Annotated in this window: 29 protein-coding genes; 14 read left to right on the top strand and 15 right to left on the bottom strand. The window is 48.2% G+C overall.

All coding sequences use genetic code 11. The features are described from left to right. Nucleotides 1-101: 101 nt before the first annotated feature. Nucleotides 102-1,283 (bottom strand): NAD(P)/FAD-dependent oxidoreductase, encoded by a 1,182-nt coding sequence (locus ACPLJI_RS07525; RefSeq protein ID WP_424731026.1) that lies wholly within the window; start codon nucleotides 1,281-1,283, stop codon nucleotides 102-104. An 8-nt stretch (nucleotides 1,284-1,291) separates the two neighbouring features. Further along, a complete protein-coding gene (locus tag ACPLJI_RS07520) occupies nucleotides 1,292-1,453 on the bottom strand; it encodes a 4Fe-4S binding protein (protein WP_424730970.1) in 162 nt (53 codons plus the stop codon). 237 nt (nucleotides 1,454-1,690) lie between these two features. On the opposite strand from ACPLJI_RS07520, the gene ACPLJI_RS07515 reads away from it, so the two are divergent. Next, nucleotides 1,691-2,188: a hypothetical protein gene (locus tag ACPLJI_RS07515; RefSeq protein WP_424730971.1), complete on the top strand. Its 498-nt coding sequence runs from the start codon at nucleotides 1,691-1,693 to the stop codon at nucleotides 2,186-2,188. Nucleotides 2,189-2,209: 21 nt separating this feature from the next. Here ACPLJI_RS07515 and ACPLJI_RS07510 read toward each other — a convergent pair whose 3' ends face one another. Genes ACPLJI_RS07510 through ACPLJI_RS07500 form a run of 3 tightly spaced genes read right to left on the bottom strand, consistent with a single transcriptional unit; the run spans nucleotide 2,210 to nucleotide 4,650 of the window. After that, nucleotides 2,210-3,619 (bottom strand): Coenzyme F420 hydrogenase/dehydrogenase, beta subunit C-terminal domain, encoded by a 1,410-nt coding sequence (locus ACPLJI_RS07510; protein ID WP_424731027.1) that lies wholly within the window; start codon nucleotides 3,617-3,619, stop codon nucleotides 2,210-2,212. Then, a complete protein-coding gene (locus tag ACPLJI_RS07505) occupies nucleotides 3,620-4,312 on the bottom strand; it encodes a coenzyme F420 hydrogenase/dehydrogenase beta subunit N-terminal domain-containing protein (protein WP_424730972.1) in 693 nt (230 codons plus the stop codon). After that, nucleotides 4,309-4,650, bottom strand: coding sequence for a PadR family transcriptional regulator (locus tag ACPLJI_RS07500; RefSeq protein ID WP_424730973.1), 342 nt, complete (start codon nucleotides 4,648-4,650; stop codon nucleotides 4,309-4,311). The genes ACPLJI_RS07505 and ACPLJI_RS07500 overlap by 4 nt, the downstream gene beginning before the upstream one ends. A gap of 258 nt (nucleotides 4,651-4,908) precedes the next feature. Here ACPLJI_RS07500 and ACPLJI_RS07495 point away from each other — a divergent pair, with 258 nt between their 5' ends. The 6 genes from ACPLJI_RS07495 to ACPLJI_RS07470 all read left to right on the top strand — a co-directional run bounded on the left by ACPLJI_RS07495 (nucleotide 4,909) and on the right by ACPLJI_RS07470 (nucleotide 8,203). Next, entirely contained in the window at nucleotides 4,909-5,451 is a 543-nt protein-coding gene (locus tag ACPLJI_RS07495) for a hypothetical protein (protein WP_424730974.1), read from the top strand. Further along, entirely contained in the window at nucleotides 5,448-6,563 is a 1,116-nt protein-coding gene (locus ACPLJI_RS07490) for a sensor histidine kinase (RefSeq protein ID WP_424730975.1), read from the top strand. Before ACPLJI_RS07495 ends, ACPLJI_RS07490 begins: the two co-directional genes overlap by 4 nt. Before the next feature lie 79 nt (nucleotides 6,564-6,642). After that, the gene (locus ACPLJI_RS07485; RefSeq protein WP_424730976.1) at nucleotides 6,643-6,840 is read left to right on the top strand and encodes a hypothetical protein; all 198 of its coding nucleotides are present in this window, start codon (nucleotides 6,643-6,645) and stop codon (nucleotides 6,838-6,840) included. Beyond that, nucleotides 6,837-7,151, top strand: a complete 315-nt coding sequence (locus tag ACPLJI_RS07480) for an NAD(P)H-dependent oxidoreductase (RefSeq protein ID WP_424730977.1) — start codon at nucleotides 6,837-6,839, stop codon at nucleotides 7,149-7,151. Before ACPLJI_RS07485 ends, ACPLJI_RS07480 begins: the two co-directional genes overlap by 4 nt. Before the next feature lie 249 nt (nucleotides 7,152-7,400). Continuing rightward, on the top strand, nucleotides 7,401-7,820 hold the full coding sequence (nikR, locus tag ACPLJI_RS07475) for a nickel-responsive transcriptional regulator NikR (RefSeq protein ID WP_424731028.1): 420 nt from the start codon (nucleotides 7,401-7,403) through the stop codon (nucleotides 7,818-7,820). A 107-nt stretch (nucleotides 7,821-7,927) separates the two neighbouring features. Beyond that, on the top strand, nucleotides 7,928-8,203 hold the full coding sequence (locus ACPLJI_RS07470) for a hypothetical protein (protein ID WP_424730978.1): 276 nt from the start codon (nucleotides 7,928-7,930) through the stop codon (nucleotides 8,201-8,203). 23 nt (nucleotides 8,204-8,226) lie between these two features. On the opposite strand, the gene ACPLJI_RS07465 is transcribed toward ACPLJI_RS07470, so the two are convergent. Together ACPLJI_RS07465 and ACPLJI_RS07460 are read right to left on the bottom strand one after the other, a co-directional pair. Then, nucleotides 8,227-8,751: a hypothetical protein gene (locus ACPLJI_RS07465; protein ID WP_424730979.1), complete on the bottom strand. Its 525-nt coding sequence runs from the start codon at nucleotides 8,749-8,751 to the stop codon at nucleotides 8,227-8,229. Nucleotides 8,752-8,764: 13 nt separating this feature from the next. Beyond that, nucleotides 8,765-9,247, bottom strand: a complete 483-nt coding sequence (locus tag ACPLJI_RS07460; RefSeq protein ID WP_424730980.1) for a hypothetical protein — start codon at nucleotides 9,245-9,247, stop codon at nucleotides 8,765-8,767. Between the two features lie 979 nt (nucleotides 9,248-10,226). Here ACPLJI_RS07460 and ACPLJI_RS07455 point away from each other — a divergent pair. The 3 genes from ACPLJI_RS07455 to ACPLJI_RS07445 all read left to right on the top strand — a co-directional run bounded on the left by ACPLJI_RS07455 (nucleotide 10,227) and on the right by ACPLJI_RS07445 (nucleotide 13,923). Beyond that, nucleotides 10,227-11,210, top strand: coding sequence for a hypothetical protein (locus ACPLJI_RS07455; RefSeq protein WP_424730981.1), 984 nt, complete (start codon nucleotides 10,227-10,229; stop codon nucleotides 11,208-11,210). 278 nt (nucleotides 11,211-11,488) lie between these two features. After that, nucleotides 11,489-12,817, top strand: a complete 1,329-nt coding sequence (locus ACPLJI_RS07450; RefSeq protein ID WP_424730982.1) for an ATP-binding protein — start codon at nucleotides 11,489-11,491, stop codon at nucleotides 12,815-12,817. A gap of 83 nt (nucleotides 12,818-12,900) precedes the next feature. Beyond that, nucleotides 12,901-13,923 carry an adenylosuccinate synthetase gene (locus ACPLJI_RS07445; RefSeq protein ID WP_424730983.1) on the top strand — a complete coding sequence of 341 codons (1,023 nt, stop codon included), beginning with the start codon at nucleotides 12,901-12,903 and terminating at the stop codon, nucleotides 13,921-13,923. A gap of 652 nt (nucleotides 13,924-14,575) precedes the next feature. Here ACPLJI_RS07445 and thiD read toward each other — a convergent pair. The 4 genes from thiD to proS are packed head-to-tail and all read right to left on the bottom strand — an operon-like array spanning nucleotide 14,576 to nucleotide 18,116. After that, entirely contained in the window at nucleotides 14,576-15,328 is a 753-nt protein-coding gene (gene thiD / locus ACPLJI_RS07440; protein ID WP_424730985.1) for a bifunctional hydroxymethylpyrimidine kinase/phosphomethylpyrimidine kinase, read from the bottom strand. An 8-nt stretch (nucleotides 15,329-15,336) separates the two neighbouring features. Next, nucleotides 15,337-16,008 (bottom strand): 2-phospho-L-lactate guanylyltransferase, encoded by a 672-nt coding sequence (gene cofC / locus ACPLJI_RS07435; protein ID WP_424730986.1) that lies wholly within the window; start codon nucleotides 16,006-16,008, stop codon nucleotides 15,337-15,339. Next, on the bottom strand, nucleotides 16,005-16,706 hold the full coding sequence (locus ACPLJI_RS07430) for a hypothetical protein (protein WP_424730987.1): 702 nt from the start codon (nucleotides 16,704-16,706) through the stop codon (nucleotides 16,005-16,007). The genes cofC and ACPLJI_RS07430 overlap by 4 nt, the downstream gene beginning before the upstream one ends. Nucleotides 16,707-16,718: 12 nt before the next feature. Continuing rightward, complete coding sequence (gene proS / locus ACPLJI_RS07425) at nucleotides 16,719-18,116, bottom strand: proline--tRNA ligase (protein ID WP_424730988.1); 1,398 nt, start codon at nucleotides 18,114-18,116, stop codon at nucleotides 16,719-16,721. A 134-nt stretch (nucleotides 18,117-18,250) separates the two neighbouring features. On the opposite strand from proS, the gene ACPLJI_RS07420 reads away from it, so the two are divergent. Genes ACPLJI_RS07420 through rpiA form a run of 3 tightly spaced genes read left to right on the top strand, consistent with a single transcriptional unit; the run spans nucleotide 18,251 to nucleotide 20,429 of the window. Beyond that, nucleotides 18,251-19,294, top strand: a complete 1,044-nt coding sequence (locus ACPLJI_RS07420) for an NAD(P)-dependent glycerol-1-phosphate dehydrogenase (protein ID WP_424730989.1) — start codon at nucleotides 18,251-18,253, stop codon at nucleotides 19,292-19,294. Next, complete coding sequence (locus tag ACPLJI_RS07415) at nucleotides 19,295-19,738, top strand: UPF0179 family protein (RefSeq protein WP_424730990.1); 444 nt, start codon at nucleotides 19,295-19,297, stop codon at nucleotides 19,736-19,738. A 13-nt stretch (nucleotides 19,739-19,751) separates the two neighbouring features. Then, nucleotides 19,752-20,429: a ribose-5-phosphate isomerase RpiA gene (rpiA, locus tag ACPLJI_RS07410; protein WP_424730991.1), complete on the top strand. Its 678-nt coding sequence runs from the start codon at nucleotides 19,752-19,754 to the stop codon at nucleotides 20,427-20,429. On the opposite strand, the gene ACPLJI_RS07405 is transcribed toward rpiA, so the two are convergent. From ACPLJI_RS07405 to ACPLJI_RS07390, 4 genes are all read right to left on the bottom strand, one after another. Continuing rightward, nucleotides 20,419-20,625 (bottom strand): hypothetical protein, encoded by a 207-nt coding sequence (locus tag ACPLJI_RS07405; protein WP_013295805.1) that lies wholly within the window; start codon nucleotides 20,623-20,625, stop codon nucleotides 20,419-20,421. The two genes, rpiA and ACPLJI_RS07405, sit on opposite strands and share 11 nt — an antisense overlap. A 95-nt stretch (nucleotides 20,626-20,720) precedes the next feature. Continuing rightward, nucleotides 20,721-21,536, bottom strand: coding sequence for a metal ABC transporter permease (locus tag ACPLJI_RS07400; protein WP_424730992.1), 816 nt, complete (start codon nucleotides 21,534-21,536; stop codon nucleotides 20,721-20,723). Then, the gene (locus ACPLJI_RS07395; protein ID WP_424730993.1) at nucleotides 21,533-22,279 is read right to left on the bottom strand and encodes a metal ABC transporter ATP-binding protein; all 747 of its coding nucleotides are present in this window, start codon (nucleotides 22,277-22,279) and stop codon (nucleotides 21,533-21,535) included. The genes ACPLJI_RS07400 and ACPLJI_RS07395 overlap by 4 nt, the downstream gene beginning before the upstream one ends. Nucleotides 22,280-22,284: 5 nt before the next feature. After that, nucleotides 22,285-23,172 carry a metal ABC transporter solute-binding protein, Zn/Mn family gene (locus ACPLJI_RS07390; RefSeq protein WP_424730994.1) on the bottom strand — a complete coding sequence of 296 codons (888 nt, stop codon included), beginning with the start codon at nucleotides 23,170-23,172 and terminating at the stop codon, nucleotides 22,285-22,287. A gap of 116 nt (nucleotides 23,173-23,288) precedes the next feature. Here ACPLJI_RS07390 and ACPLJI_RS07385 point away from each other — a divergent pair, with 116 nt between their 5' ends. Next, the gene (locus ACPLJI_RS07385; protein ID WP_424730995.1) at nucleotides 23,289-23,672 is read left to right on the top strand and encodes a CopG family ribbon-helix-helix protein; all 384 of its coding nucleotides are present in this window, start codon (nucleotides 23,289-23,291) and stop codon (nucleotides 23,670-23,672) included. The last annotated feature ends 83 nt before the right edge of the window (nucleotides 23,673-23,755 follow it).

Here is a 23,755-nt window from a genome sequence, read left to right as displayed (position 1 = left end):
TTCAGTTGCTGGGTTCTTCGCTGGTGCTTGAATGGAAAATTAGATTAAAGAGGATGGGGTTTCAGTTGCTGGGTTCTTCGCTGGTGCTTGAATGGAAAAAATTAGAAGAGTTTGCCGAGTTTAATGAGGGCCTTTGGTGAGACCTTTATGAGCTTCTTAACAAGTTCTGTGGTACTCACCTTCTCAAATTCGACATCCTGGAATGCCTCTGCGATTGAATCAAGTTCACTGTCACTGAGTGTAAGCATGTAGTCCTTGACCTTGAGGTATTTGTCTATCTCCTTCCCGATCTCCTCACGGCACAGCTTCTCATACTCACTGAGCCTCTTTTTGCTGACATCACCTTCACTGACCGCTGCAGCAGCAACCCTTCCTGCCAGCATACCGCCGGTCATACCGCTTATTATACCTCCACCTGTGAGGGGGTTCACCTGACCTGCAGCGTCCCCCACAACCATGAGGCTGTCGGCCACAAGTTTCTTTGGCATGCCACCAACAGGGTCTCCGCCGATGTTTAGTTCAACAGGCTGGGCGTTCCTTGTTGCGGGGCATGACTCAACAAATTCAACCAGGTGCTCATAGGCGCTCTTATCGGTCTCTGTTGAGAGAACTCCAAGGCCCACGTTGGCGATATCATCCCCCTTTGGGAATATCCAGGCATATCCACCTGGGGCCACGCTTCCAAAGTAGAATTCGATGCAGTTATTATCCTCCATCTCCACTCCGACCATCTCGAACTGGGCCGCTGATTCCATGTCCTTGGGTCTTGTGGCTGTGTTTAGGCCGGCCCACCTTGCAACCCTTGACTCGGGACCGTCGGCTGCAATAACTATCCTGGCTTTTATCTCAAACTCCCTGCCCATGCATTCTGCGCTGACAAGGTATCCATCATCTGTCTTTTCCATCCCGGTTGCAAGGGTCTTCACCATGATCCCTGAACCTGCCCTCGCAGCGTCCATTGCCATGTGCTTGTCAAAGACCTTCCTTTCAAGTATGTATCCTGCCTCTGGCAGTTCCACCTTATCTGAGGTCAGCCATACATCTGTGCCGTTGGGGGAGACCAGACGCACACCATCAAGTTTCTTTGTGATCCAGCGGGGGTTTGGTTCTATTCCAAGGGACTCGAGGCCCCCAACAGATACCCCTTCGGCGCACCTCTTTGGTGCCCCTATCTCTGATTTCTTGTCAATGAGGAGTACATTTGCCCCACCCATGGCGGCGTGTTTCGCTGCTGTTGAACCGGCTGGTCCAGCGCCAATCACAAGGACATCAACTTCAGTCACCATGTCAATCACCTCTCAAGGGCCCTAACAGGGCATACCTCTATGCATATGTTGCATTCCCTACACTGGTCCTCTGAAAATTTCAGGGAATTCTCCCTGACCTCTATGAGGTTCCGTGGGCACACACCTGCACATTCCCCACAGAACATACACCATTCCTTCACCTTCATGGTTATCAACCTAAAATCAATTCTACAGATCATGAATCTTTAATCATGCGGGTGTTTATACTTTGGGGGTAAGTATATATATAGTTCCCAATTCTGACCTGGATGCCACCTCAGGCTAGAAGCCGCATGTCACAACACATAGTTCCTGATCTTTCAACGTCCCCTTATTTATATGTTGATGGGCTCCGGGTAAATTATAAATCATATCCATGACAACCATATTATGGGAGGTTGAATATGAAGAAAATTCTATTCCTGGTTCTTGTGGCCGCAACGGTCATTGTATCTGGTTGTGTGAGTGAGGAGCCCCAGTATAAGAGCTTCTCTGACGGAAAACTGAACTTCACATATCCTGCATCATGGGAGACCCTTGACCCTGCAGGGGCCCAGGGGGCCTTCAAGAAGGAGGCGGGAATCTCCAAGGATGTCATAGTTTTCCTTGGTAACAGCACCTCAGAGCTTGCAGTTGCAGAGGTAAGTGCAGGCGCAGGTTACTACCTGAAGGATCCTGAAACTGTCAGGAGGGAGATGGCCAGCAATGAGGGTGTTGTATCATCCAGCATAATAAAGGTCGCCGGGCGTAATGCAGCGATGGTGAAGGCCGCCGATTCAACGACCCAGACGGTCTTCGTGTACCTGAAACTCAACAGGACAAGCGGCTATGCATTCATGTATAGCGGACCAAAGAATGACACAGCATTTGATGCAATACTTGAGACTGTGAAGTTGGAGTGATCCTGGGGATCCCTCCTTTTTTTATTGGTTTTTCTCACAATCTAACGTGCTGGCGGATCCCTCCTTTTTTATGAGCTTCCTCACCTCACCCATGAATTTTTCCTCACCGACACGTTTCATGGTTGATGCGAGTCTCTCCCTCTGCGGCTTACTGGCATGCAGAGTGTAAACCCTGATAACAGCGTCTATGTATTCCAGTATCTCATCAAGAGTTTTAACACGTGTCTTTATACCTTCAACGAGTTCTCTACCCGCCTTACCACCTATGTAGAGTATGTAACCCCTTTCACTCGCCCTCCTTGCAGTGTGTGGACACTCCCTTATGCATTTACCGCAGCCCACGCAGATGTCATGGTTGGTGTAGGATGTCTCACCCCTTACGCTGATGGCCTCCACCTTGCAGACCTCGAAGCACCTGCCGCAGCCGTTACAGATTTCCTCAACTGTCTCAGGAAATTCAACACCTGCAACGCCCACATCGTGGATCTGGGGCCTCATGCACCTGTTTGGACAGCCACTCACCGCTATCTTGAACTTGTAGGGTGCTGGTCTCTCCCTGAACCTCTCCTCTATGGCACTGCAGATGGCTGTGGTGTCTATGATCCCGCTTCCACAGTTCTCTTTACCTGGACAGGAAAGCGTGGCCCTTACAAGGGGACCCTCTGATCCTGTGAGGAGTCCTGCGGCGTTCAGGTCAGCAACGGCGTCCTCAACGTCAAAGCCGCTTACTTCATGGAGTTCATAGGATCCCCTGTTGGTGACCTTGATCCTTGCACAGTATTTTCCGGCGATCCTGACAAGTTCCTTCAACTCTGATGGGCTGTACCAGCCTGATGGTCGGGCCCTCACCCTTATGAAGTAGGTGCCATCGGCCCTCCTGGATACTCCAGGGTAATCGGAGGTCCAGTAGAAGGAGATGTATTCACCACTCTTTCCCCTTCTTTCAAGTTCCCTCTGGAATCTCTTAAGTTTCAGGTCCCTCATCTTCTCTATTTTGGTGTTGTCTGCACCATCGATGAGGTCAACAGCATCGGCTATTTCAGCACCCCTTCTGGTTCTCACTATGATTGTTGAGTAGCCTTCGGGGCTTCCGGCGGACCCCACAGATACGTCTGCAAGTCTGGCGTCAAAGTCCCTGCAGGATTTGCAGCCCTCTGAAATCCTGATGTCCCTGAGGTTCAGGGTTTCCCTCCTATTGCCGAGGTCAACCTCAAGCTTGCCCCTTCTGATGCTGAATTTTTCAACGTCCCCAATTCTGATACCATTTTCCTTCAGCACATTTCTGAGGTCTGCATATTCGAATTTCTCGGTGCAGAAGAGGCCTATGAGGTAACGTATCTCAGGGAGTTTCACTGGTTTGCCCCTTCTTCCAAGTTCCAGGTCATGCTTTGCAAGGTAGGGAAAGTACTGGAGTTTTCTGAGGCCGTTTATCTAACAGGGAAGGCCAACAACTGCCACTCTCTCAATTCTAAGGTCTCCTGCGGTTTTTAGTGCTTCAAGGGTGGATATGCTGTACTTTGACCCGCTTGTTTCCTCAAGGTCCTCTGCTGTCTGCACAAGAAGTGATACGGGTTTCCAGTGTTCGTCACCAACGACTATGGCGCCGTCGATTTCACCCTTCTCAAGGAGGTGCCTGAGGAATGATGTCACCACACCTCCGTCCTGGCCCCTGATGGGTCCCCTTCCGTGGTAGACCTTCTCCTGGAGGTTCTCCCTTATGCTTATCTGGTAACCTTCTGAGGAGACCCTAGGGCACACCTCGAAGCACATACCATGGCCGTTTCTGAGGCACTCCTCTCTGAGATCTGGCCTTCCATCGAAGGATATGATATTGTTGGGGCATATAACGGCACAGGTACCGCATCTTGCGCAGATTCCTGACTCCACCATCTTTCCAAGCTTCCATTTTCTCTCTGAGGGGTACATCTCTGCGATTTTCTCTGGTGGACCCATCCTCTCCAGGGCCTCGGCAATAACCTCTTCACTGACACCTGTTTTTCTTGATGCGGCTATTGACTCTGCACTGTCAAGTATGTGGGTTTTAAGTTCCCGGGCAAACTCCTCCCTTTCCTCTGGGGGTAATCTCAGGGTTGCCCTTTCTATGAATTCATCAAGTTTATTCATTGATCTTCCTCCATGATGCTTTCAATTTCATTGAGGGCCTGATTCACTGCCCTGAAAAATTCAAGCCATTTTTTTCTGACCTTTTTACCGTAATCTGTGATTCTGTAATATTTCCTGGGCCTTCCCTCACCTGTCATCCAGCTGCTTTTAAGGATTCCCTCACCCTCGAGTCTCCTCAGGAGGGGGTAGATGGTTCCCTCCTCGACCCTGAACCCGGATTCTCTGAGTTTTCTGACTATTTCATATCCATAAAGTTCCCTTTCAAGAAGACAGACCACTGCGAGCTGTATGGCTCCGCGTCTGATTTCCTTCTCGAATCTTTCACATATACCACCCATCTCATGACCCTCATATTACACAGTTATGTGTTATGCACATTACTGTGTAGTAAACAGTATATAATCTTTGTGTCCCAGTGTTACACAGATGAATCGGATGGGGGGGTCAAGGATGAGTGGACACCTGTAACCGGTAAAATGACTCTTTTTGTTCATTGGCATGATGAATGCGGTTTAAGTGAGTTAATAACCATAATTTTTCTGTTTTTTCAAAAAATTTTTATGTTTAACCTCCTCAGATAGGTATGAGGTGTTCAAATGGAGTTTGTCCCCTTTAAAAAGGATCTCACCATGAAAAATACTGTACCCCACCTGATGGGTTTTTTTCTGATTCTCGTATCCTCCGCAGCACTTCTCATGATGGCTGGACGTGGATGGTCATACATGGACCTCCCAATATTCCACATGGGTCTCTTGCTGCTTGGTGCATCAATAATTCTCGCCGGGTTCTCCCATAGAATAACAGCACTTTTCCTATCCATAATTATAATCGCACTTCAGTTCATTCACATCCTGGGATTTCCGGATCTGCATACAGTTTTACCGGTACCATTGCTGGTGGCCTATTCTGGCAGCATGATTCTCCTTACACGTAGACACTACCATGCTGGGCAGACTCTGGCATACATCACAGGGATCGTATCCTATGCCCTGGTTATGACCCACCTCACGGGTGTGGTGGAGGTTGTTGAAGCACTCAGGGTGGATCCCACAATTTCAGCTGAGCTTCTCATGGCCGCTGTGGGGTTACTGGGCCTCTATCCCCCAGGGGAGTCACTGAACCACTCTTCTCAGGAATGATAGGAGGTTCCACATCACGGGTGCTCCTTGCAATCATGCTCACAGCCATAACGGTCACAGGAATCCTGATCCTGAGGGTTCGGGACAAGCTGCCATTCCCTGCAGAGATCTTCCTCATTTCCCTGACAGTGGCGCTTATCATAGTCACCATAACCTTCACAGCCCACAGGCTCAACACAGTTGATTATGAACGCCGCAGGAATGAAAGGGGCCTCAGAAGGACACGTAAATTCTTCATGGATGTGGTTGAGAACCTTGAAGAGGCCGTTGCGGTCATCGATGCAGATGGCAATCCAATGCACCTCAACAGGGCAATGAAAAAACTTGGGATTGACTGGAGGTCCATTCATGATAGGTTCAGGGATGCTAAGGCACCCTCCCACATCAGGAGCCTTAAATCAGGGGATAGACACTTCACAGGCTGGTACATTCCCCTCGATGAGGGGGTAATAATCTCCCTAACCGACATAACAGACCTCATGATGGCACAGGAGGACCTTGAGAGGAATATCATGGAGAAGGAGGTGCTGCTTCGAGAACTCCATCACAGGGTGAAGAATAACCTCCAGATCATCATAAGCCTCATAAACATGCAGATAAGATCCAAAAGTCACGATGCGAGGGAGGCTCTCCTCCGGACATCAACCAGAGTCCAGACACTGGCAGCCATACATGAATCCGTTTATGGGATGGATAGCCTGGCAGAGGTGATGATGCAGGACTGCATAATGAAGATAGCTGAACACCTGAGATCAGTATTTGATGCAATGGATGTTGAATTCCACATAGACGCCCAGCACACCTTCAACGTTGAGACAGCCATGCCACTGGCCCTAATAATAAATGAACTGATATCCAACTCCCTTCAGCATGCATTCCCCGATGGAAGGGGTACCGTGAAGGTTGAAATCAGCAGAATGAACTCAGAATACTGTCTCAGGGTCATGGATGATGGTGTGGGGGTTTCAGGCGAGAAGAGGGTGGGCCTTGAACTTGCACTGAACCTTGCCAGGCAGATAGAGGGGGACCTCAGGATACGCCTCAGGGATGATGGAGGGGGTACAGATGTCATGGTACCCTTCAGGGAGCTTCAGTACAGGAGGAGACTGTAATGGTGTCCTTTAAATGGATTTCCATGCATGTCCTGAGGATTATAAATATGCTCCACCATAATAATGGTGGTGGCTTTATATGCACGGCCCCAGGACCTCCTTTTCAGGGGATGTTCTTGAGGTATTTACAGATGTTCTCAGTGAAGCCGGACACACATATGAGGTCGGGGACCTCTACAGGATGAACTTCAGGTCGGAACTGAGTCGGGAGGAGTACCTGAGGGAGATCCGTCAGGAAGCAGGGGCACCCTTACAGGGGTGTGATGGAGGAGCATGAGGATCAGGAGGGTCGATTCCCTTTCATTCATCTATCCTCTCTGTTGGAGTGACTGCCCTGCAAAACTCAAGGGATGGTTTGAAAGGGTCTGGACCTGCGGTTACGCCTACATCTATGAGGATGGAGAGAGGGATATGAGGATTGATATTGAAGGGGCCGTGGTGCTCTGCTCTGCAGGCCACACAGAGGAACAACTTGAGAGGACAGGCATTGCAGAGAGCATTCGCAGTGTCATGTTAGGTGACAGACTGCTCGGGGTGGATGTTAAGAAGTATCACCATGGAGATCCTGGGGGGATAAAAACCTCATGAGGACCCGCAGGGCAGGTAAGGACCTCTGAGGCGATTAATTCATTTTGACCTGGCCTTGATTACCCTATATTCAACATCACGCGGATGAATACACAACCCTCCAGATACACCCATAAATGGTGTTATCAGATGACAGTGAACATAGTAATATACCTGCCGCACTATTCCGGTATTTAATAATATTTAATTATTTATACTTCATACACAGATTAAAGGGTGTCACAGATTAGGGGTGATACCATGACCATAATGACCAGGATAAGCATGTCTCTTCCAGCTAAACTTCTTGAGGAATTTGATGAGGTGCTGAGGAAGAGGGGATACCAGTCAAGATCAAAGGGTATAAGGGATGCCATAAAGGACTACATTGTCAGGTACCGGTGGATGAATGAGATGGAGGGTGAGAGGACAGGGATAGTCTCGGTGATCTACAACCACCACACAGGGGCAATGGAGGACATAGCCGACATACAGCACCACTACAGGGAGTACATAGACGCCGTGATGAGGGTCCACCTCACAGAAAAACATCGCCTTGAGGTTCTTGTGGTGAGGGGCGATGTTGCAGAGATACGTGAACTCACAGAGAGGATGATGGGTCTCCGGGGAGTTGAACATGTGAGACTCACCAGTGTATCAGCTGAAGAGGAGGTGGAATATGAGAGGTGAATGTTTAAGAGGTGGATAACTGGAGGGCTCTGAATTCTAAGGTGTTCTATAGTTTACTCATCTGGACCTGGACCTTAATAGTTCGGCCATTCAACAGATGTTTATGTATGTCCATTAAGGAAATATTAAAAAATGACATGAAAAAAGGAAAAGCTACTGGAGTGTCAGCAGGGAATTTCAATCTTTCAGACGGATTTGAAAGTCCCATTGCCATGAAACAGGAAGTTCTCATGAATACCCATTTCCCTAAAAAATTAGAAGAGGGGTGTATGAATGCTGTTCAGGAGGAGTTAAGAACTGTTATGGCATGGTACTGCGCCACCGGATTTCTGCTCCTTCTGTGTATGGCAATAGCAGTATTCCTCACACTGCTCTTCACATGATGGAAAAGGGCGCGTTCAGAACATCACTCTATCTCCACTCCACATACAGCCCCTGAGGGTGTTAAGAGGTTACCTCTGGCTGTTAAACCAAAGGACGTTATATCCGCGGGGTAGTATCCATCTTCAAATTCCCACTCTGTTGTTTTAAAGTAGGCGATTTCCCCGGGTCTCAGAGTCTTTACTGGGGATGAATTCGTGAATACTGGAGCCATTCCAAGGGCAATGACCTTCCCATATGAGTTATAGCCCTTGACCCATACACGGTCCAGGAGTAGTGTGGCGCCGTATCTGTTCTGGACCACACCCTCCACAACGTAGCCTCCACTGGAATCGGCCAGTACTGTGTAGTTGAGCACCTCTGCCTGGACATCTCCCCTGTGGAGGTCGTAGAAATAGGATGAACCATTGGTGTAACCGATGATAAACATCACAAGCCCCCATATTATAATGAGGGATACCACTATACCTGCCCTTGTGAAGGTGCCTCTCCTCCTCCACCAGCGCATGAAAAAGTTTCCATTATTTTCTTCACGGAAATCCGCAGCCATTCAGACCACCTTTCTATGCCCATTCATTACCAGAACATTCTGTTTTAATCCCGATGATGATATCATCGAGGCTGTAACCCTCCAGGATGATACCCTCCCCCCTGAATTTCACCTTCTCACCTGGTCTGATTTTCTCTGAACTGGTTATGAATATGGGGTCATGCAGAACCATTTCACCATTGGAATCAAAGCCCTTCACCTCCACTCTCGGGATGAGCCATATGGGTTTATCATAGTTGTTCTGGATTTCCCCCTGAATCTCATACCCGTATTCGTCCTTCTGGATTGTGTAATTCACAATACTCAACTGGAAGGAATCTTTTTCGTCGTCTATGGCTCCACCAAGACCATTATCGTAACCATAGGAATAGGCGGCAGCTGACCAGATTGTTATCCCAAGTACAATGATGAAAGCCCTTGTGAGTGGTCCCCTGCGCTTCCACCATTCACCAAGCATTCCAGTTCTTTTATCACTACCATCGGAATCTATCGACATTTAACCACCTTACAACCAAAGACTATATTTTAAACATAGACCATTATGTATTTGTATTTTTTTATATTAATTGTAACTACATAAATTTAATCAGAAACCTTTGTTTTCTGGTTTTATGTGATGCATATATACTCTTTAGAGATGTAGTGAAATTATTAAAAATAAGTGGAAATGATTCGATTTTAAATCTTATTTCTGCGAAGAGTTCCTCATGGATTCATGTTTCTTCGTCGGGTATTTCTGGGGTCCCCTTTATCGTACCAGGTATTTCATTTAGTTTTCTGTTCTGTTATGTCGTTTTTAGTGTCTGGATCACTGCGCTTATTGCCCATCCGCGGTCTATGTTTTCTGATTGTATTCTTAGCAGGGCATCTATGTCTGCATTTTTCTGATGCCGGTCGATGTGATTTATTGAAGCTTTTGGTAAAACAGATCATAATTCGCTTGCAGTTTTAGATTTACATGGGACATGCTACCCTGATCTGATGAAAACATTATAAACAGTAGCTCTGTTTGAGATGAAGTCTTTGAGGGAGTGGCACTCAGAACAATTTGAAGAAACAGGTTCTGGCGGTTTAATTGTTATCAGCGATCATGGTTTGAGAGGAGATAGCTCTTCGTAGGCAATTTCGACTAATTGGCTTGCATTGTAGGAAAGTTTATTCTTCTTGCTGGAATGATGACCAGATATGGATCATCAATCATACTCCTACCTTTATATTAATTTACCTTTCTTATTTGACATTTAGCAATTCAGTAAATGCCCCCTCCAAAAACATCACCAGTGTTTTATATGCTTTCTTATTTTTGTTGCAGATGATTTCATAACTAGGAATGTCAGATAACACATATGACACAGAATAAAATTCAGTGGAATGAAAGGTTGTGGATCATATGGTTGAGTTAAATGAGAAACAAAAAAAGAACTTGAAAGATTATTTTAACAAGCTTTGTCCAACTTACACAGAAAGTGAAAAATTTGAAAAAATATAAAAAAGTGGTTTTAGATCGTATATCCTATTTCAGAGGGGAGCTTCCCAAAAAGATGGATGATATTTCAGAGATTGACCTTGTAGAAATACTGTCGAATACATGGGCTGTTAGCAGTTTTGGGGCGCAGTATCGTGTCCAGAAGATCATAGCAGACAACGGGATCAAAAAAATCAAGGAAGCATTTAAAATACTCCTGGATACCTCCATTCCACCACATAAAAGATATGGAAAAGTTCTTAAAATGATCAAAGGATTAGGACCAGCCGCAATAACAGAGATCCTAGCATACATTCATCCACACGAATGCTCCCTATGGAACAGAAAAGCCAGAGAAGCGCTGGACATCCTCAACATAAGCATCATAGACACCAAGAAATACAAGCTCAAGCCACAAGAATACAAAACTTACAACAAACTTGTAAAAACCATTCAAGAAGAACTAAACTTTCAAAAGTCAAAGGTGGAAGATATAGGCTTATTCTTCACTGATTTTTTCTTTTTTGAAGTAAGCCAACAAGGTGCAAAACCAGAAAAACCAAAAGACAACGACTTTGATCATGATGAAATAAGGGATTTAACTCAAGATATAGGGTCAATGTTAGGTTTTGAAGCCGATACAGAGGTTCAGGTTGCCCATGGCGCAAGAGTAGATGTGGTCTGGAGCGCCAAGATAGGAAACCTCGGAATCGTAAACTACGTATTCGAAGTCCACAAAGCAGGATCCATCGACAGCCTACTAATGAACCTGCAAAAAGCAAAAAGCAACCCAACCGTACAGAAAGTCGTCGCCATATCCGATGAAACACAATTAGAGAAAATAAAAAGAGAATCCGAAGGACTCCCAGAAGAATTCAGACGCGACCTAACATTCTGGCCAGTTGAAAATGTTATGAAAGTTCATGAAAATCTCGAATTGGCCATGAAAACAATTGACAATCTTAATTTGACTCCGGAACCATTCAGGCGATGAAATTATTCTTTGGCGGGCATTCTATTGCTTTTCTGTTGGTCAGTTTTTTCAGTATTGGCCATCATTGCGCCTGTATCTGCTCTCATAACATTTGATCATGGACTCTGGGAATTCTTCAGAACATCCTTTTGAGGAACTTTACGCGGCACATACCTTCAGTGGCAGAATCATAACGGCTCCTCATAATTTACGGTGGCAGATTCACCGATGGCCAAAGCTTAAGTTACCCAACCTATTATATTATCAGAGAGACAGATTCTTAGGTGAGGAGTGGTTGAATGGATTACTACCATGATGAAAAGATGCAGGAACTCTTTGAGCTGCTCAAACAGCCAAAGACACTTGATGAGATAGACCTCTCAGTTAACTTCATAAAAAACCTCCTTCTGAAGATCATAGCAACCTATGGGAGCATACAGGTTAACCGGATACATGAGATAACCGGGCTCCATGTGGACATACTTGAGGAATGCCTCAAGGAGATGGAGAAGGATGAGCTCTGCGCTCCCACAGGTGGGGGTTTCCTCTTCCCCAGTGTAACCTACACCATCAAGAAACAGGGGAGGAAACAGGCGGATAAACTCCTCAGGGAGAACCCCTACATGGGGATGGCTCCTGTAAGCTATGATCGCTACTTTGAAATCATGGGCAGGCAGCTTGAGGGAAGATTCCCTATAAGGATCCCCCAGGAGGTCATAGATAAGGCCTTCAGTGACGTGGTGGGGAATGAAAGCGCAAAGAAGACACTCATAGAGGGTGCAATAGGTGGTAAGGGGCTGTTCATCTACGGGCCACCGGGTACAGGTAAGACCTTCATAACAAGCAAGATGTCGGACCTTCTGCCCCCGCTGGTCATACCACGCTATGTGGAGTTCAGTGAACAGGTGATACAGTTCTATGACCCTGACTTTCACCGGGCATGTCCCGAACAGCCAGAGGACCCGAGGTGGGTTAAGATATACGCCCCGTTTGTCTTCACAGGATCTGAACTTACAAGTGAGAAACTTGAAACCAGATTTGACCCCAACAAGGGCGTCTATGAGACATCCCCCATAATAAAGGCCAATGGTGGGGTGCTGCTCATTGACGACCTTGGAAGGCAGAAGGAGGACCATAACGCCCTCCTGAACCGCCTCATCGTCCCCCTGGAGAACAAGAAGGACATGATCTACGTTAAGGGGTCACCGATAATCGTCCATACACACTTCATACCGGCATTCTCAACCAACCTTGACATAACAATAATGGACGAGGCCCACCTCAGGAGGGCGCCACTGCATGTCCACCTTGAAAAACCCGGTGTGGATGAGATAGTTGAGGTCTTCAGGCGTAACCTTGAATCAATGGGGGAGGAATACGACCCTGAAATCCTTGAAAGGTTTGCAAGGGTTTACAGGCCGATTAGTGAGGGAGGTGAGGGCCTCCAGCCAACCTTCGCCCATGCAAGGGATATAGCCCAGATAGCCCAGGCTGTGAGGATAAGGAAGGGTGAGGACAGATTAACCCTTGAAACCATGGAGGAGGCCCTCCAGCAGCATGTTCTGATAGCACTCCAGAGGAGATTCACCCCCATGCTCTTTGAGAGGATAATAAGAAGGAAGGCATGAGTTAACCTCATCGGGAACTTGGGAAAAACTTTTATTGCATACCCCTTAATATATGAGAGGCAGAAATTTTAAGGAGAATCAGTATGACGTGCACCGTTTTAGTTGGAGGAGGATGGGGTGACGAAGGTAAAGGTAAATGCATAACCTATCTATGTTACAATGACAGGCCATCAATAATAGCAAGGGCAGGGGTGGGACCCAACGCGGGCCATTCAGTTGAATTCAGGGGTGATAAGTACGGGCTCCGCCTCACACCCTCAGGTTTCTTCCATGAGGATGCAAGGCTCCTCATAGGTGCCGGTGTCCTTGTTGACCCTGAGGTCTTCCTCCATGAAATGGAGTACCTGTCAAAGTACAGTGTGGCAGAGAGGACAGGGGTTGACTACAGGTGCGCCATAATAGAGCAGAAGCACAAGGAGCAGGACCAGTCATCCAGTTACCTCTCCAAGAAGATAGGAAGCACCGGTACGGGATGTGGACCTGCAAATGCAGACCGTGTTATGAGGACGGCGAAACTTGCACGTGAGGTGAATGAACTGGAGGATTTCCTTACGGACGTCCCCCTTGAGGTCAACGAGGCCCTTGATGAGGGGGAGGACGTCTTTGTGGAGGGATCCCAGGGGTTCGGTCTTTCACTCTACTACGGCACATACCCCTATGTTACAAGCAAGGACACCACCGCAAGTACAGCTGCGGCAGATGTGGGTATTGGACCCACAAGGGTTGATGAGGTAATAGCGGTCTTCAAATCATACATTACAAGGGTTGGTGAGGGTCCATTCCCCACTGAGATCAGCCAGGAGGAGGCAGAGGAGCTCGGCCTTGAGGAGTACGGGACAGTCACCGGCAGAAGAAGGCGGATTGGCCTATTTGATATGGAGATGGCCAGGGAGTCCTGCATGATCAACGGAGCCACACAGATAGCTGTTACCTGTGTCGACAGACTCTACCCTCAATGTGAACGTGTCAGGGAGTACTCTGACCTTTCAGCCGAAGTAAAACGTTTCATAGAGGAGATAGAATCCGAAACCGGGGTGCCGGTCACCATAATATCCACGGGTCCATCCCTTGAGGATACCATTGACCTCAGGGATGAGCTGCTCTAATTTTTTCCATGATTTTCACCTCATACTCATCATCCCGGCGGTTCCAGATCCTGGCATGATTTAATCGGTGTTCTGGTTTATGGAACCCGAATCAGTTTACTTTCAAGTAAATTACTGGTGAGTGAATAATGTTTCTTGACAGGAGGGAGGAATTAAGGCACTTGAGAATGGGGGAAAAAAGGAAACGCAGAGTTTGTGGTTCTCTATGAAGAAGGCGAGCGGGAAAAACAAGTCTTTTACTGGAATTTATAGGGGGATGTGGGGGAATTTACCTTCTAGCCAGGGAAACAAGCAATTTTGAAAATCTGAAACGTTTTTCTGATGATTGCCAGGTATTTTTGGGATGATTTTCTGCTCAGAAATCCTTTCAGAACTGTGATGCATTCTTTGAGTATCTGAACCAGAAAGCCTCCGGGAGGCTTATAGTCGCAATAGATGAATTTCCCTATCTCATAAAAGATGATCATCCCTCCCATCAGTTCTACAGGAATACTGGGACCTAAAGTTCTCAGAGAGTAAACTTTTTCTCATAATCTATGGTTCCTCCATAGGTATGATGGAAAAACTCCTGGGATACAGAAGCCCAATATACGGTGGAAGAACAGCTCAAATGAAGCTTAAACCAATTGATTTTTTTAATGCGAGACTTAACCTATTCGCTGTACATCCAGAACTGGTTGAGGGTACCATGGTGTCCGTACCTTATGGCCTCCCTTACAAAGTCCCCTGCCTTTCTCAGGGCATCAACCAGTTCAAGGCCCATCTCAAGGTATGCCGCAGTCGCAGCCGAGAATGAGCAGCCACTTCCATGGGTGTTCTCGCTCTCTATGAGTTCACCCTCAAGTACAGATACGTCACCGTCAATGCAGAGCACATTATTACCACCAAGATGGCCTCCGGTTATTATAACATCGCAGATTTCACCCATGACCCCCGCAGCCCTCACCGCATCATCCAATGTCCTTATGGAGACCCCGGAGAGCCTCTCTGCCTCTGCAACATTGGGTGTTGCTATAAGTGCCTCAGGGAGGAGATGATCTCTAAGCGCGTCAGGGAAAACACCTGCAGATAGACTGCCTCCTGAGGCCGCCACCATCACAGGGTCCACCACAACCCGCAAGTCATACTCCCGGATCTTCTCTGCAACGGTCAACACTATCTTCTCACTGTAGAGCATACCTGTCTTGGCGTGCACTATGTTCAGGTCCTCCATCACAAGGTCGATCTGTTCTCCAACAAATTCAGGGGGTACTGCCATTACACCCGAAACCCTCCTCACGTTCTGGGCAGTGAGTGCAGTTATAACCCCTGCACCGTAAACTCCAAGGGCAGAGAATGTCTTGATATCAGAGAGGATCCCTGCACCACCTGATGGATCAAAACCAGCTATTGAAAGAGCCATCATGGTCTCACCTAGAATGATCTTGAAACCTCAAGCCTGTCGGAACCCCTTGAGGGCCTCACAGTGAAACTGAGCTTTCGGAGGTACTCCCTTGCATGGGTCCCCTCCCCATGGAGTATTATCTCCCCGAGGTCCTCTGCAGTGTTAACGTCCAGTGAAAGGTAGAAGGAGTCATATACTGAGACGCTGAGCCCCCTACCTTCAGCTTCAATCACATGCTCGAAGAAGCTGCAGTCACCGAACCTCAACCTCATGGACCCGGGCCTGAATATCAGGGTGTTGGTCCCGCCACCCTTGGCAGGGGCTATCACAACATCAAAGTGGGATGCCCTGTGGAGGAGTTCAGTGATATCAGTTTTCCCTATTAGGGGTATGTCTGAGGGTGTTATCATGACCCTCTCAAATTCGGGCATGCAGAACTCAGCAGCCTGTTCCAGGGCGCCGTTGAGGTCCGTAGTGCCCCTCTCCTCAAGTATATCAACTCCAAGGCTGTAGGCGTATTCAAGGACATCTTCATCTGCACTGATCACCAGAACACGGTCAACATGTCTCATGAGGGCCTCTGAAACATCAATCAGCATGGCCCTCAGCAGACCCTCCCTCTCTGATGGTGAAAGTGTGGGGGATAGCCGTGTCTTTGCATGTGCAAACCTTGAAACAGGTATTATGGCACAGGTCTTCATTGTCTTGCTCCAATCTGGTTCTTCAGGGCATCAAGTACCGAGAACAGTCTAAAGGGATTTCCTGTCTGGTTTAAGATTGGGCTGTTGATGTTCAGCTCCGAGAACTGTTCCTCTGTGAGTCCATACTCATCCATGAGCTCTGACCTCACAGCTGTGATGTTCTCCCTGAGCTGGTAGAACCGCATATCCCTCTTTTTAACCATGGCGTAAACCTCTCCACGGTATATGTTGAGTTCATCGCCCCTTGAAAGCACCCAGAGCTTGAGCTGTGTGGTGAAAGCCTCAGATGGATCTGCGGGGTTCGATGATGAGAGGACATCCACCATGAGTGCCGGGGCTTTACCGGTGGGTTCCAGTTTAACCCCCTCTAAGGTCCTATCTTCAGGTTCCACCGAGTATGCCGGAACATCCTCTACGGTACCTGGACTCACAATGGTGTCTGTGGCAATTACAAGGTCACCCGAGGTCTTTGAGGCGAGCAGGGTGCCGGTATCCACCCTCACAGGTTTATTTCCGGTGTTCCTTATTTCAACCGTATTCGGGACTTCACCGGCGATCCCCTTCTGTATCACCTCTGCACTGCCATCCCTGCAGGCAGATGCGAGGTCGGGACCTCCCAGTGTTATGTAGCCTATCCATCCGCTCAGAAATGCGAAGATGAATATGAGGCTGATGACAAGAAGGATTCTTGAGTTCATCCAATCTCCCATCTAGTAGGTTCTGGCAAGGTATGCCCTGTAGGGGGCGTCTCTACCACAGTTCATGCATTTACCGCTTCCACCCTCCTGTATACCCAGGATATCAACCCTTACCTTCTCCTCGACATCCATTCCGCACTCCTCATCACCGCACCACATGAAGGATATTATACCCCTCTTCTCCTCTATGATGTTCCTGGCCTCCTCGATGGTTTCTGCCTCACGGATCTCTGATTCCATCCTCTCCCAGGCCCTGGTTCTGAGGCTTTCAAGGATGTCACCCATGAGATCCCGGAGGGTGTCCTCTATACCCTCAAGGTCCGCTGTTATCTTCTCACCGGTGTCCCTTCTGGAGATAACTGCGGAATTACTTTCAAGGTCCCTTGGACCTATCTCGACCCTCAGGGGGACGCCACGCATCTCCCATTCATAGTACTTCCTCCCTGCCCGGAGGTCACGGTCATCAAGGTGCACCCTGAAACCGGCATCCTCAAGCCTTTTCCTGAGATCCCTGCAGGCCTCCATGACATCATCCGCGGCCTTCTTGAAGATAACCGGCACTATAACCACCTGGTGGGCTGCAACCTCTGGGGGGAGACATAGACCTGATTCATCCCCGTGGACCGCTATAACCGAGGCTATGACCCTGTCTGATAAGCCGTAACATGTCTGGTGGACGTACTCATGCTCACCATCGGGGTTTTCAAATTTTATCTCGAAGGTCCTGGCGAAGGTCTGTCCGAGGTTGTGGACGGTTCCTATCTGGAGGGTTTTGCCGTCTGGCATGAGGGTGTCGAAGGCCATTGTGTAGTCTGAACCGGGGAATTTGTCCCAGGGAGGCCTCTTTGTTATGAGGTAGGGGATTCCCAGGGAGTCGAAGAATTCCCTGTAGATCTCTATGGCCCTTTCAACCTGTTCCTCCGCCTCACTGGCGGTTGCATGTATTGTGTGGGCCTCCTTGAATGTTGTTATCTCACGAACCCTTATGAGCGGTCTTGTGTGCTTTGTCTCATACCTGAAGGTGTTAACTATCTGGTAAAACCTCATGGGAAGGTCCGTGTGTGACCTGACCCAGAGTGCGAACATGGGGTACATGACGGTTTCACTTGTGGGTCTGAGGGCCAGCTTTCTCTGGAGTTTGCTGAGACCCCCATGTGTAACCCAGTAAACCTCATCCTCGAAGCCCTTTACGTGTATGGCCTCCTTTGCCAGTTCATCCTCAGGCACAAGGAGCGGGAAGAGAACCTCCTCATGGTCCCTGTCAAGTATCCTCTTCAGGATATTAAGGGTGTTTTTCCTTATCCTGAATCCATGGGGCATCCATACATGCATACCCTTGACCGGATACCTCTGATCTATAATCTCAGCTTCCTCTAAAATATTGTGGAACCATTCACTGAACTCTGTCATTTTTTCACCATGATAGCAGTTAGGGTCTTTCCTGATAAATTTCTGCAAAAGTATATTTTTCTCTGGAAATAAACACCAATCAAAAATTATTTTATTACTCCTACTTAAATAATATACTCCATCAGAGGGTTAACATGGATCCAAGGAAAATTCAGCTACCAAGGGAGATACACACAGGGCCCGGTGTTATAGAGGATACCGGGAGGATATGCAGGGACCTCAGATTCGAGGGAAGGGTTATGGTGGTGACAGGCCCCAGAACCCTTAAAATTGCCGGTGAATCTGCGATTGAGAGCATGCAGGATGCTGGATTCGAGGTAGATCAGGTCACGGTTGGGGATGCCACCATGGCCTCGGTGGCCGAGGTACAGGATGGCCTCAACGGCACATCCCTCGTACTTGGTGTGGGTGGAGGTAAGGTCATCGATGTTGCGAAGATGGCAGCCACACTTGAGGGCGTGCACTTCATAAGTGTGCCCACCGCGGCATCCCATGATGGAATAGCGTCCCCGAGGGCATCCATAAGGAACGGTGAGGGCACAGCATCCCTTGAGGCCTCCTCACCCATCGGTGTGATAGCAGATACTGAGGTCATAAGTAAGGCCCCCTTCAGGCTCCTTGCCTCTGGCTGTGCAGATATAATATCCAATTACACAGCCATAATGGACTGGAAACTTGCCCACAGGCTTCTTAATGAGAGGTACAGTGAATCAGCAGCAGCACTTTCACTCATGACAGCCAAGATGATTATAAACTCTGCTGATGCCATAAAGGAGGGCCTGGAGGAGAGCGCAAGGCTGGCTGTGAAGTCACTCATAAGCAGCGGTATAGCCATAAGCATAGCAGGGAGCAGCAGGCCGGCCAGTGGCTCGGAGCACAAGTTCAGCCACGCCCTTGACATGGTGGCACCTGAACCTGCACTCCACGGCGAACAGTGTGGGGTGGGGACCATAATGATGATGCACCTCCACGGCGGGGACTGGAGGTTCATAAGGGATGCCCTGGCCAGAATAAACGCCCCCACAACAGCAGAAGAACTCGGCATAGACCCTGAATACATCATAGATGCACTTACACTGGCCCACACCATTAGAAAGGAGAGATACACCATCCTTGGAGACAGGGGTTTAACCCGCGAGGCCGCTGAAAGGCTTGCAAAGATAACGGAAGTGATATGATTGATAACTCTTATTGGTGAAAAACTTGCAAGGAAGGGGTCAAGGTTCCTCTTCTGCGGACCTGCCGAGGAATGTGAGGATTGCAGGTTCAGGTCAACATGCATAGGACCCCTTGAGGAGGGAAGGCTCTACAGGATAACCGATGTTAAGGACAGGTACCAGAAGTGCCCGGTTCATCTTGGAGAGAAGGTGAGGGTGATTGAAGTTGAAAAATCCAATGTTGAGGTCCTTATAGATGCAAAAGGAGCATTTGAAGGATCATTGATATCATTTGAGCCCCCTGAATGTGATCTTGAGTGCAGCCTGCATGATCTCTGTTTCCCCGAGGGTATCAGGGAGGGTGACAGGTGCAGGATTGTAAAAAATCTCGGAAAACCTGGAAAACAGTGTCCTGGCGGTCATGAACTGAGAAGGGTTCTTTTGAAGCCCTTGAATAAAAAATGAGTGGGAGTTCACAATGGATCTCAAGAGGATGGCCGCCCTCAGGGCGGTTGAGGAGATAAGGGATGGGGATATCGTTGGACTTGGCACAGGTTCAACAACCCACCACTTCATAGTGGAACTTGGAAGGCGTGTCAGGGAGGAGGAACTGGAGGTTATGGGTGTCCCCACATCCTACCAGTCCATGTTCCTTGCAGCAGAGTCAGGTATAGGGATCACAAGTCTTGCAGAACACGACATTGATGTTGCGGTTGACGGTGCAGATGAGGTGGACCCTCAACTCAACCTTATAAAGGGTGGTGGGGCTGCCCACACACTTGAGAAGATAGTTGACTCCTCTGCAGGGCGCTTCATAGTTATAGTGGATGAATCAAAACTTGTTGATAGACTGGGGGCCTTCCCCCTCCCTGTTGAGGTCATCCCTGCAGCCTGCAGACCCGTTATGATGAGACTGGAGTCCATGGGGGCCAGTGTAAACCTCAGATCCTCTGAGGGGAAGGACGGCCCGGTTGTAACCGATAACGGCAACTTTGTCCTTGACGCCTCATTCGGCGCTATCCACGACCCGGCAGGACTTGAGGTGGATCTCAACAGTATACCGGGTGTTGTGGAGAATGGTATCTTCGCCGGCCTTGCAGATATGGTTATTGTGGGGACTGGGAGTGGTGTTGAGGTCCTCCAGCCTAAAGGGTGATCGTCACAATATGTGCAAGGGGTATTATGACAGTGGTGGTTGTTTTACCACCCCTTAATTTTAATTCAAGGCTCAGATAATCGGTTTCAACCCTCTTAACCTCACCGTAGTATGTCTTCCCGGTTATAAGTGTGATGCTGAGGTAGTCGCCGATGGCCGATTTCAGTGTATCCCTGAGGTCTGATCCGCACTTCATAATCTAGGGTTTCATCTATTCTCTAATGTACTTTTTGATATGCCTGCTGTGAACCTGGTTTCATCTCTTCCTTGATACATGATCCGGTTCCAGCTCTATGGACCCCTCAGGGACTTCAGAATCTGGGCTGCGCCAAATAGAACTGTGAGGATAAGGACTATGACGGCTCCTGATGAGATATTGGACCAGTAGGAAACCCAGAGGCCAAGTATAGCTGCGAATATTCCTGTGATTGAGGCCTTGACCATTATGTCACCCATATCTGTACTGAAGTCCCTTGCAACAGCCGCTGGAACCGTGAGCAGTGCCATCACAAGTATTATACCTGCTGCCTTTATGAGCACAACGACACTTATGGCCACCAGTGAAAGCAGGTACAGGTAAAAGGTGTCAGCAGGAACACCAAGGACCTCTGCGTATTCCTCATCGAAGCATAGGGCCACAAATTCCCTGTTGAAAAGGAGTGCGCTTGCTATTATGATGAGGTCAAGAACGAGCATGGTCCAGAGGTCGGTGCTGCTTACCATGAGGATGTTGCCGAAGAGATAGCTGAAGAGATCCGGGGCATAACCAGGGCTGAGGTTTACGAATAGTATACCCAGGGCCATACCGGCTGACCAGAGCATACCTATCGCGGTATCCTCACTTATATCTGTTTTCCTGGTGATTTTACCCATAAGGAGCGCGGCTGCAATGGTGAAGGGGATGGCCGCTGTCACAGGATTCACACCGAGGAGGTATCCCAGCCCAACACCACCGAATGCTGTATGGGATATACCCCCGCTTATCGAGACTATCCTCTTGGTCACAACGTAGCTTCCAACTATACCGCAGGCTATGCTGACCAGTACCGCTGCAACCACAGCGTTCCTCATGAACTGGTACTGTAGGATCTCAAACACAGCAATCATTCCTCCCTGTGTTCATGGAGCACCCTGTGGGGTATCCCATGTGCGATGAGTTCCACTGGACAGCCATATGCATCCTCAAGGCAATTGACGGCATCCTCCACTGTCCCGTGGACGAATAGCCTGTGGTTCAGGCACGCCACACTGTCCACGTGCTGCGCGACTGTTCCAATGTCATGGGATACCAGGATAACTGTTATACTCCCCCTGAGGCCATCTATTAGGTTGTAGAATGAGGTCCTGAAGGCCGGGTCAACACTTGCAGTTGGCTCATCAAGAAGGAGAAGATCCGGGTTTCTTACAATGGCCCTAGCAAGGAAAACCCTCTGCAGCTCCCCCCCTGAGAGTTCACCAATTTTTCTATCCTGGTAATCCAGCATCCCCACCATTTTCAGGGATCTGAGGGCCCTCTTTCTATCGTCATCTGTATATGCCTCAAATCTCCTGTATGTACCCATCAGGACTGTCTGGAGGACGTTTATGGGGAAATCTGTTTTGAAGTGACTTCTCTGGGGGAGGTATCCGATCCTTTCCCTTGCATCCTCAGGGTTTTTCCCCAGAACCTTCACAACTCCTTCCGATGGAATTATCTGTCCTGTTATGAGTTTTAGGAGTGTTGTTTTACCCCCGCCGTTGGGTCCGATCACTGCAAGGATCTCCCCCTGGGGTACTTCAAGGTTGATGTCCTCGAGTATGGGTCTGCCATTCACATGGTAATTCACATCCCTCATCTCAACAGCAAGCATTTTCATCACCCCTGAAGAACCCTCAGTAACTCCTCAATGTTCCTGGTGTAGTTTCCACCCAGTGGGTCCACAACGGCAACCCTCGCCCCTATCTCGTCTGCAATGAGTTCTGCATTCCTCCTGCTGAACTGTGGTGATACAATTACAACCCTTATGTTCTTCCTTCTGGCATCCTGGATTATAAGTGATAATGTTGCCGGACCGGGTTCCTTTCCCTCCATTTCAATTGCAACCTGTTTTAATCCGTATTCCCTGCAGAAGTATCCCCATGCAGGGTGGTAGACAAGTATGCTCTCACCGGTTCTATTTTTCAGTTCCATTCTGAGTCGCATATCCAGTTCATGCAGCCTTTCAAGGTAGGTCGCAGCGTTTTCCCTGTAGTATCTGCTCTGCTGGGGGTCAATCTCCTGGAGGCCCCTCAGTGTATTGTTCACCATAACCATTGCATTTCTGGGTGATGTCCACACGTGGGGGTCGTATGGGCTCTCGGCTGATCCGTGTGAATCTTCAATGGCTGATGGGATGAACTCTATCCCCTCTGACGTGTTTATTATCCTCATACCGGGGTTAAAGGTCCTTATTTTATCAAGGTAATGGTTTTCGAATTCAAGGCCGGATCCAACAATGAAGTATGCCCTGGCCTCTGAAACCCTTCGGAGTGTCTCTGGTTCGGGTTCATATGTGTGTGGGTCGGCGCCCTCTGGCACCAGGACAACCACCTCTGCATGGTCACCTGCAATTGCCTCCACAAACTCCTTCTGTGGCATTACTGTAACAGCCACAATCAGTTTTCCCTGATGGGGCTCCTCTGATGACTCCGATGTGAAGACGTACATTCCAGCCACTGAGAGTATGGTTATAATTGCAATTGCACCCATCTTCCATCTTTCCATCCAACCACCCATTCACTTTATATCCCCTGAAATATATAAAAATTGTTAATATTTTAAATGTAATTTAATAAATTTTAGCATAAAATATATAAGTTCTTATTAAAATAGGGTAATCCATGGTTGTGGTCAGTGTTTCACTCAGTGAAAAGCTCCTTGCGGAGATAGATGCACTCAGGGATGAGATGGGATTCTCAGGAAGATCCGATGTTATAAGGGCTGCTGCAAGGCTTCTGATCGATGAGAAAAGAAACATGCAGGAATTGAGGGGACATATAAATGCGGTCCTCTTCCTCATACACCAGAGAAATGCTGAGGACATGGTCACAGAGATAAAACATGACTATGAGGATATAATCAGCACCCAGATACACAGTCACCTCAAGGACGGGAACTGCCTTGAACTCTTCATAATTGATGGCGAGTCCTCAAGGGTGAGGGAACTCACAGAGAGGTTCATGGCCTGCGGGAGAATGGCCCACATAAAGCTCTTCACATTCTGATGATGGTTATTACCTAAAAAAGGAGAATGGGTGTGTTCAGGGTCTGTATTCGTGGCTGAAACCGGCTTCAGGGAGAATATTTT

The organism is Methanothermobacter sp., assembly GCF_049720995.1.
Classification (GTDB): Archaea; Methanobacteriota; Methanobacteria; order Methanobacteriales; family Methanothermobacteraceae; genus Methanothermobacter.
This window is presented reverse-complemented; position numbering and strand designations above follow the sequence as displayed.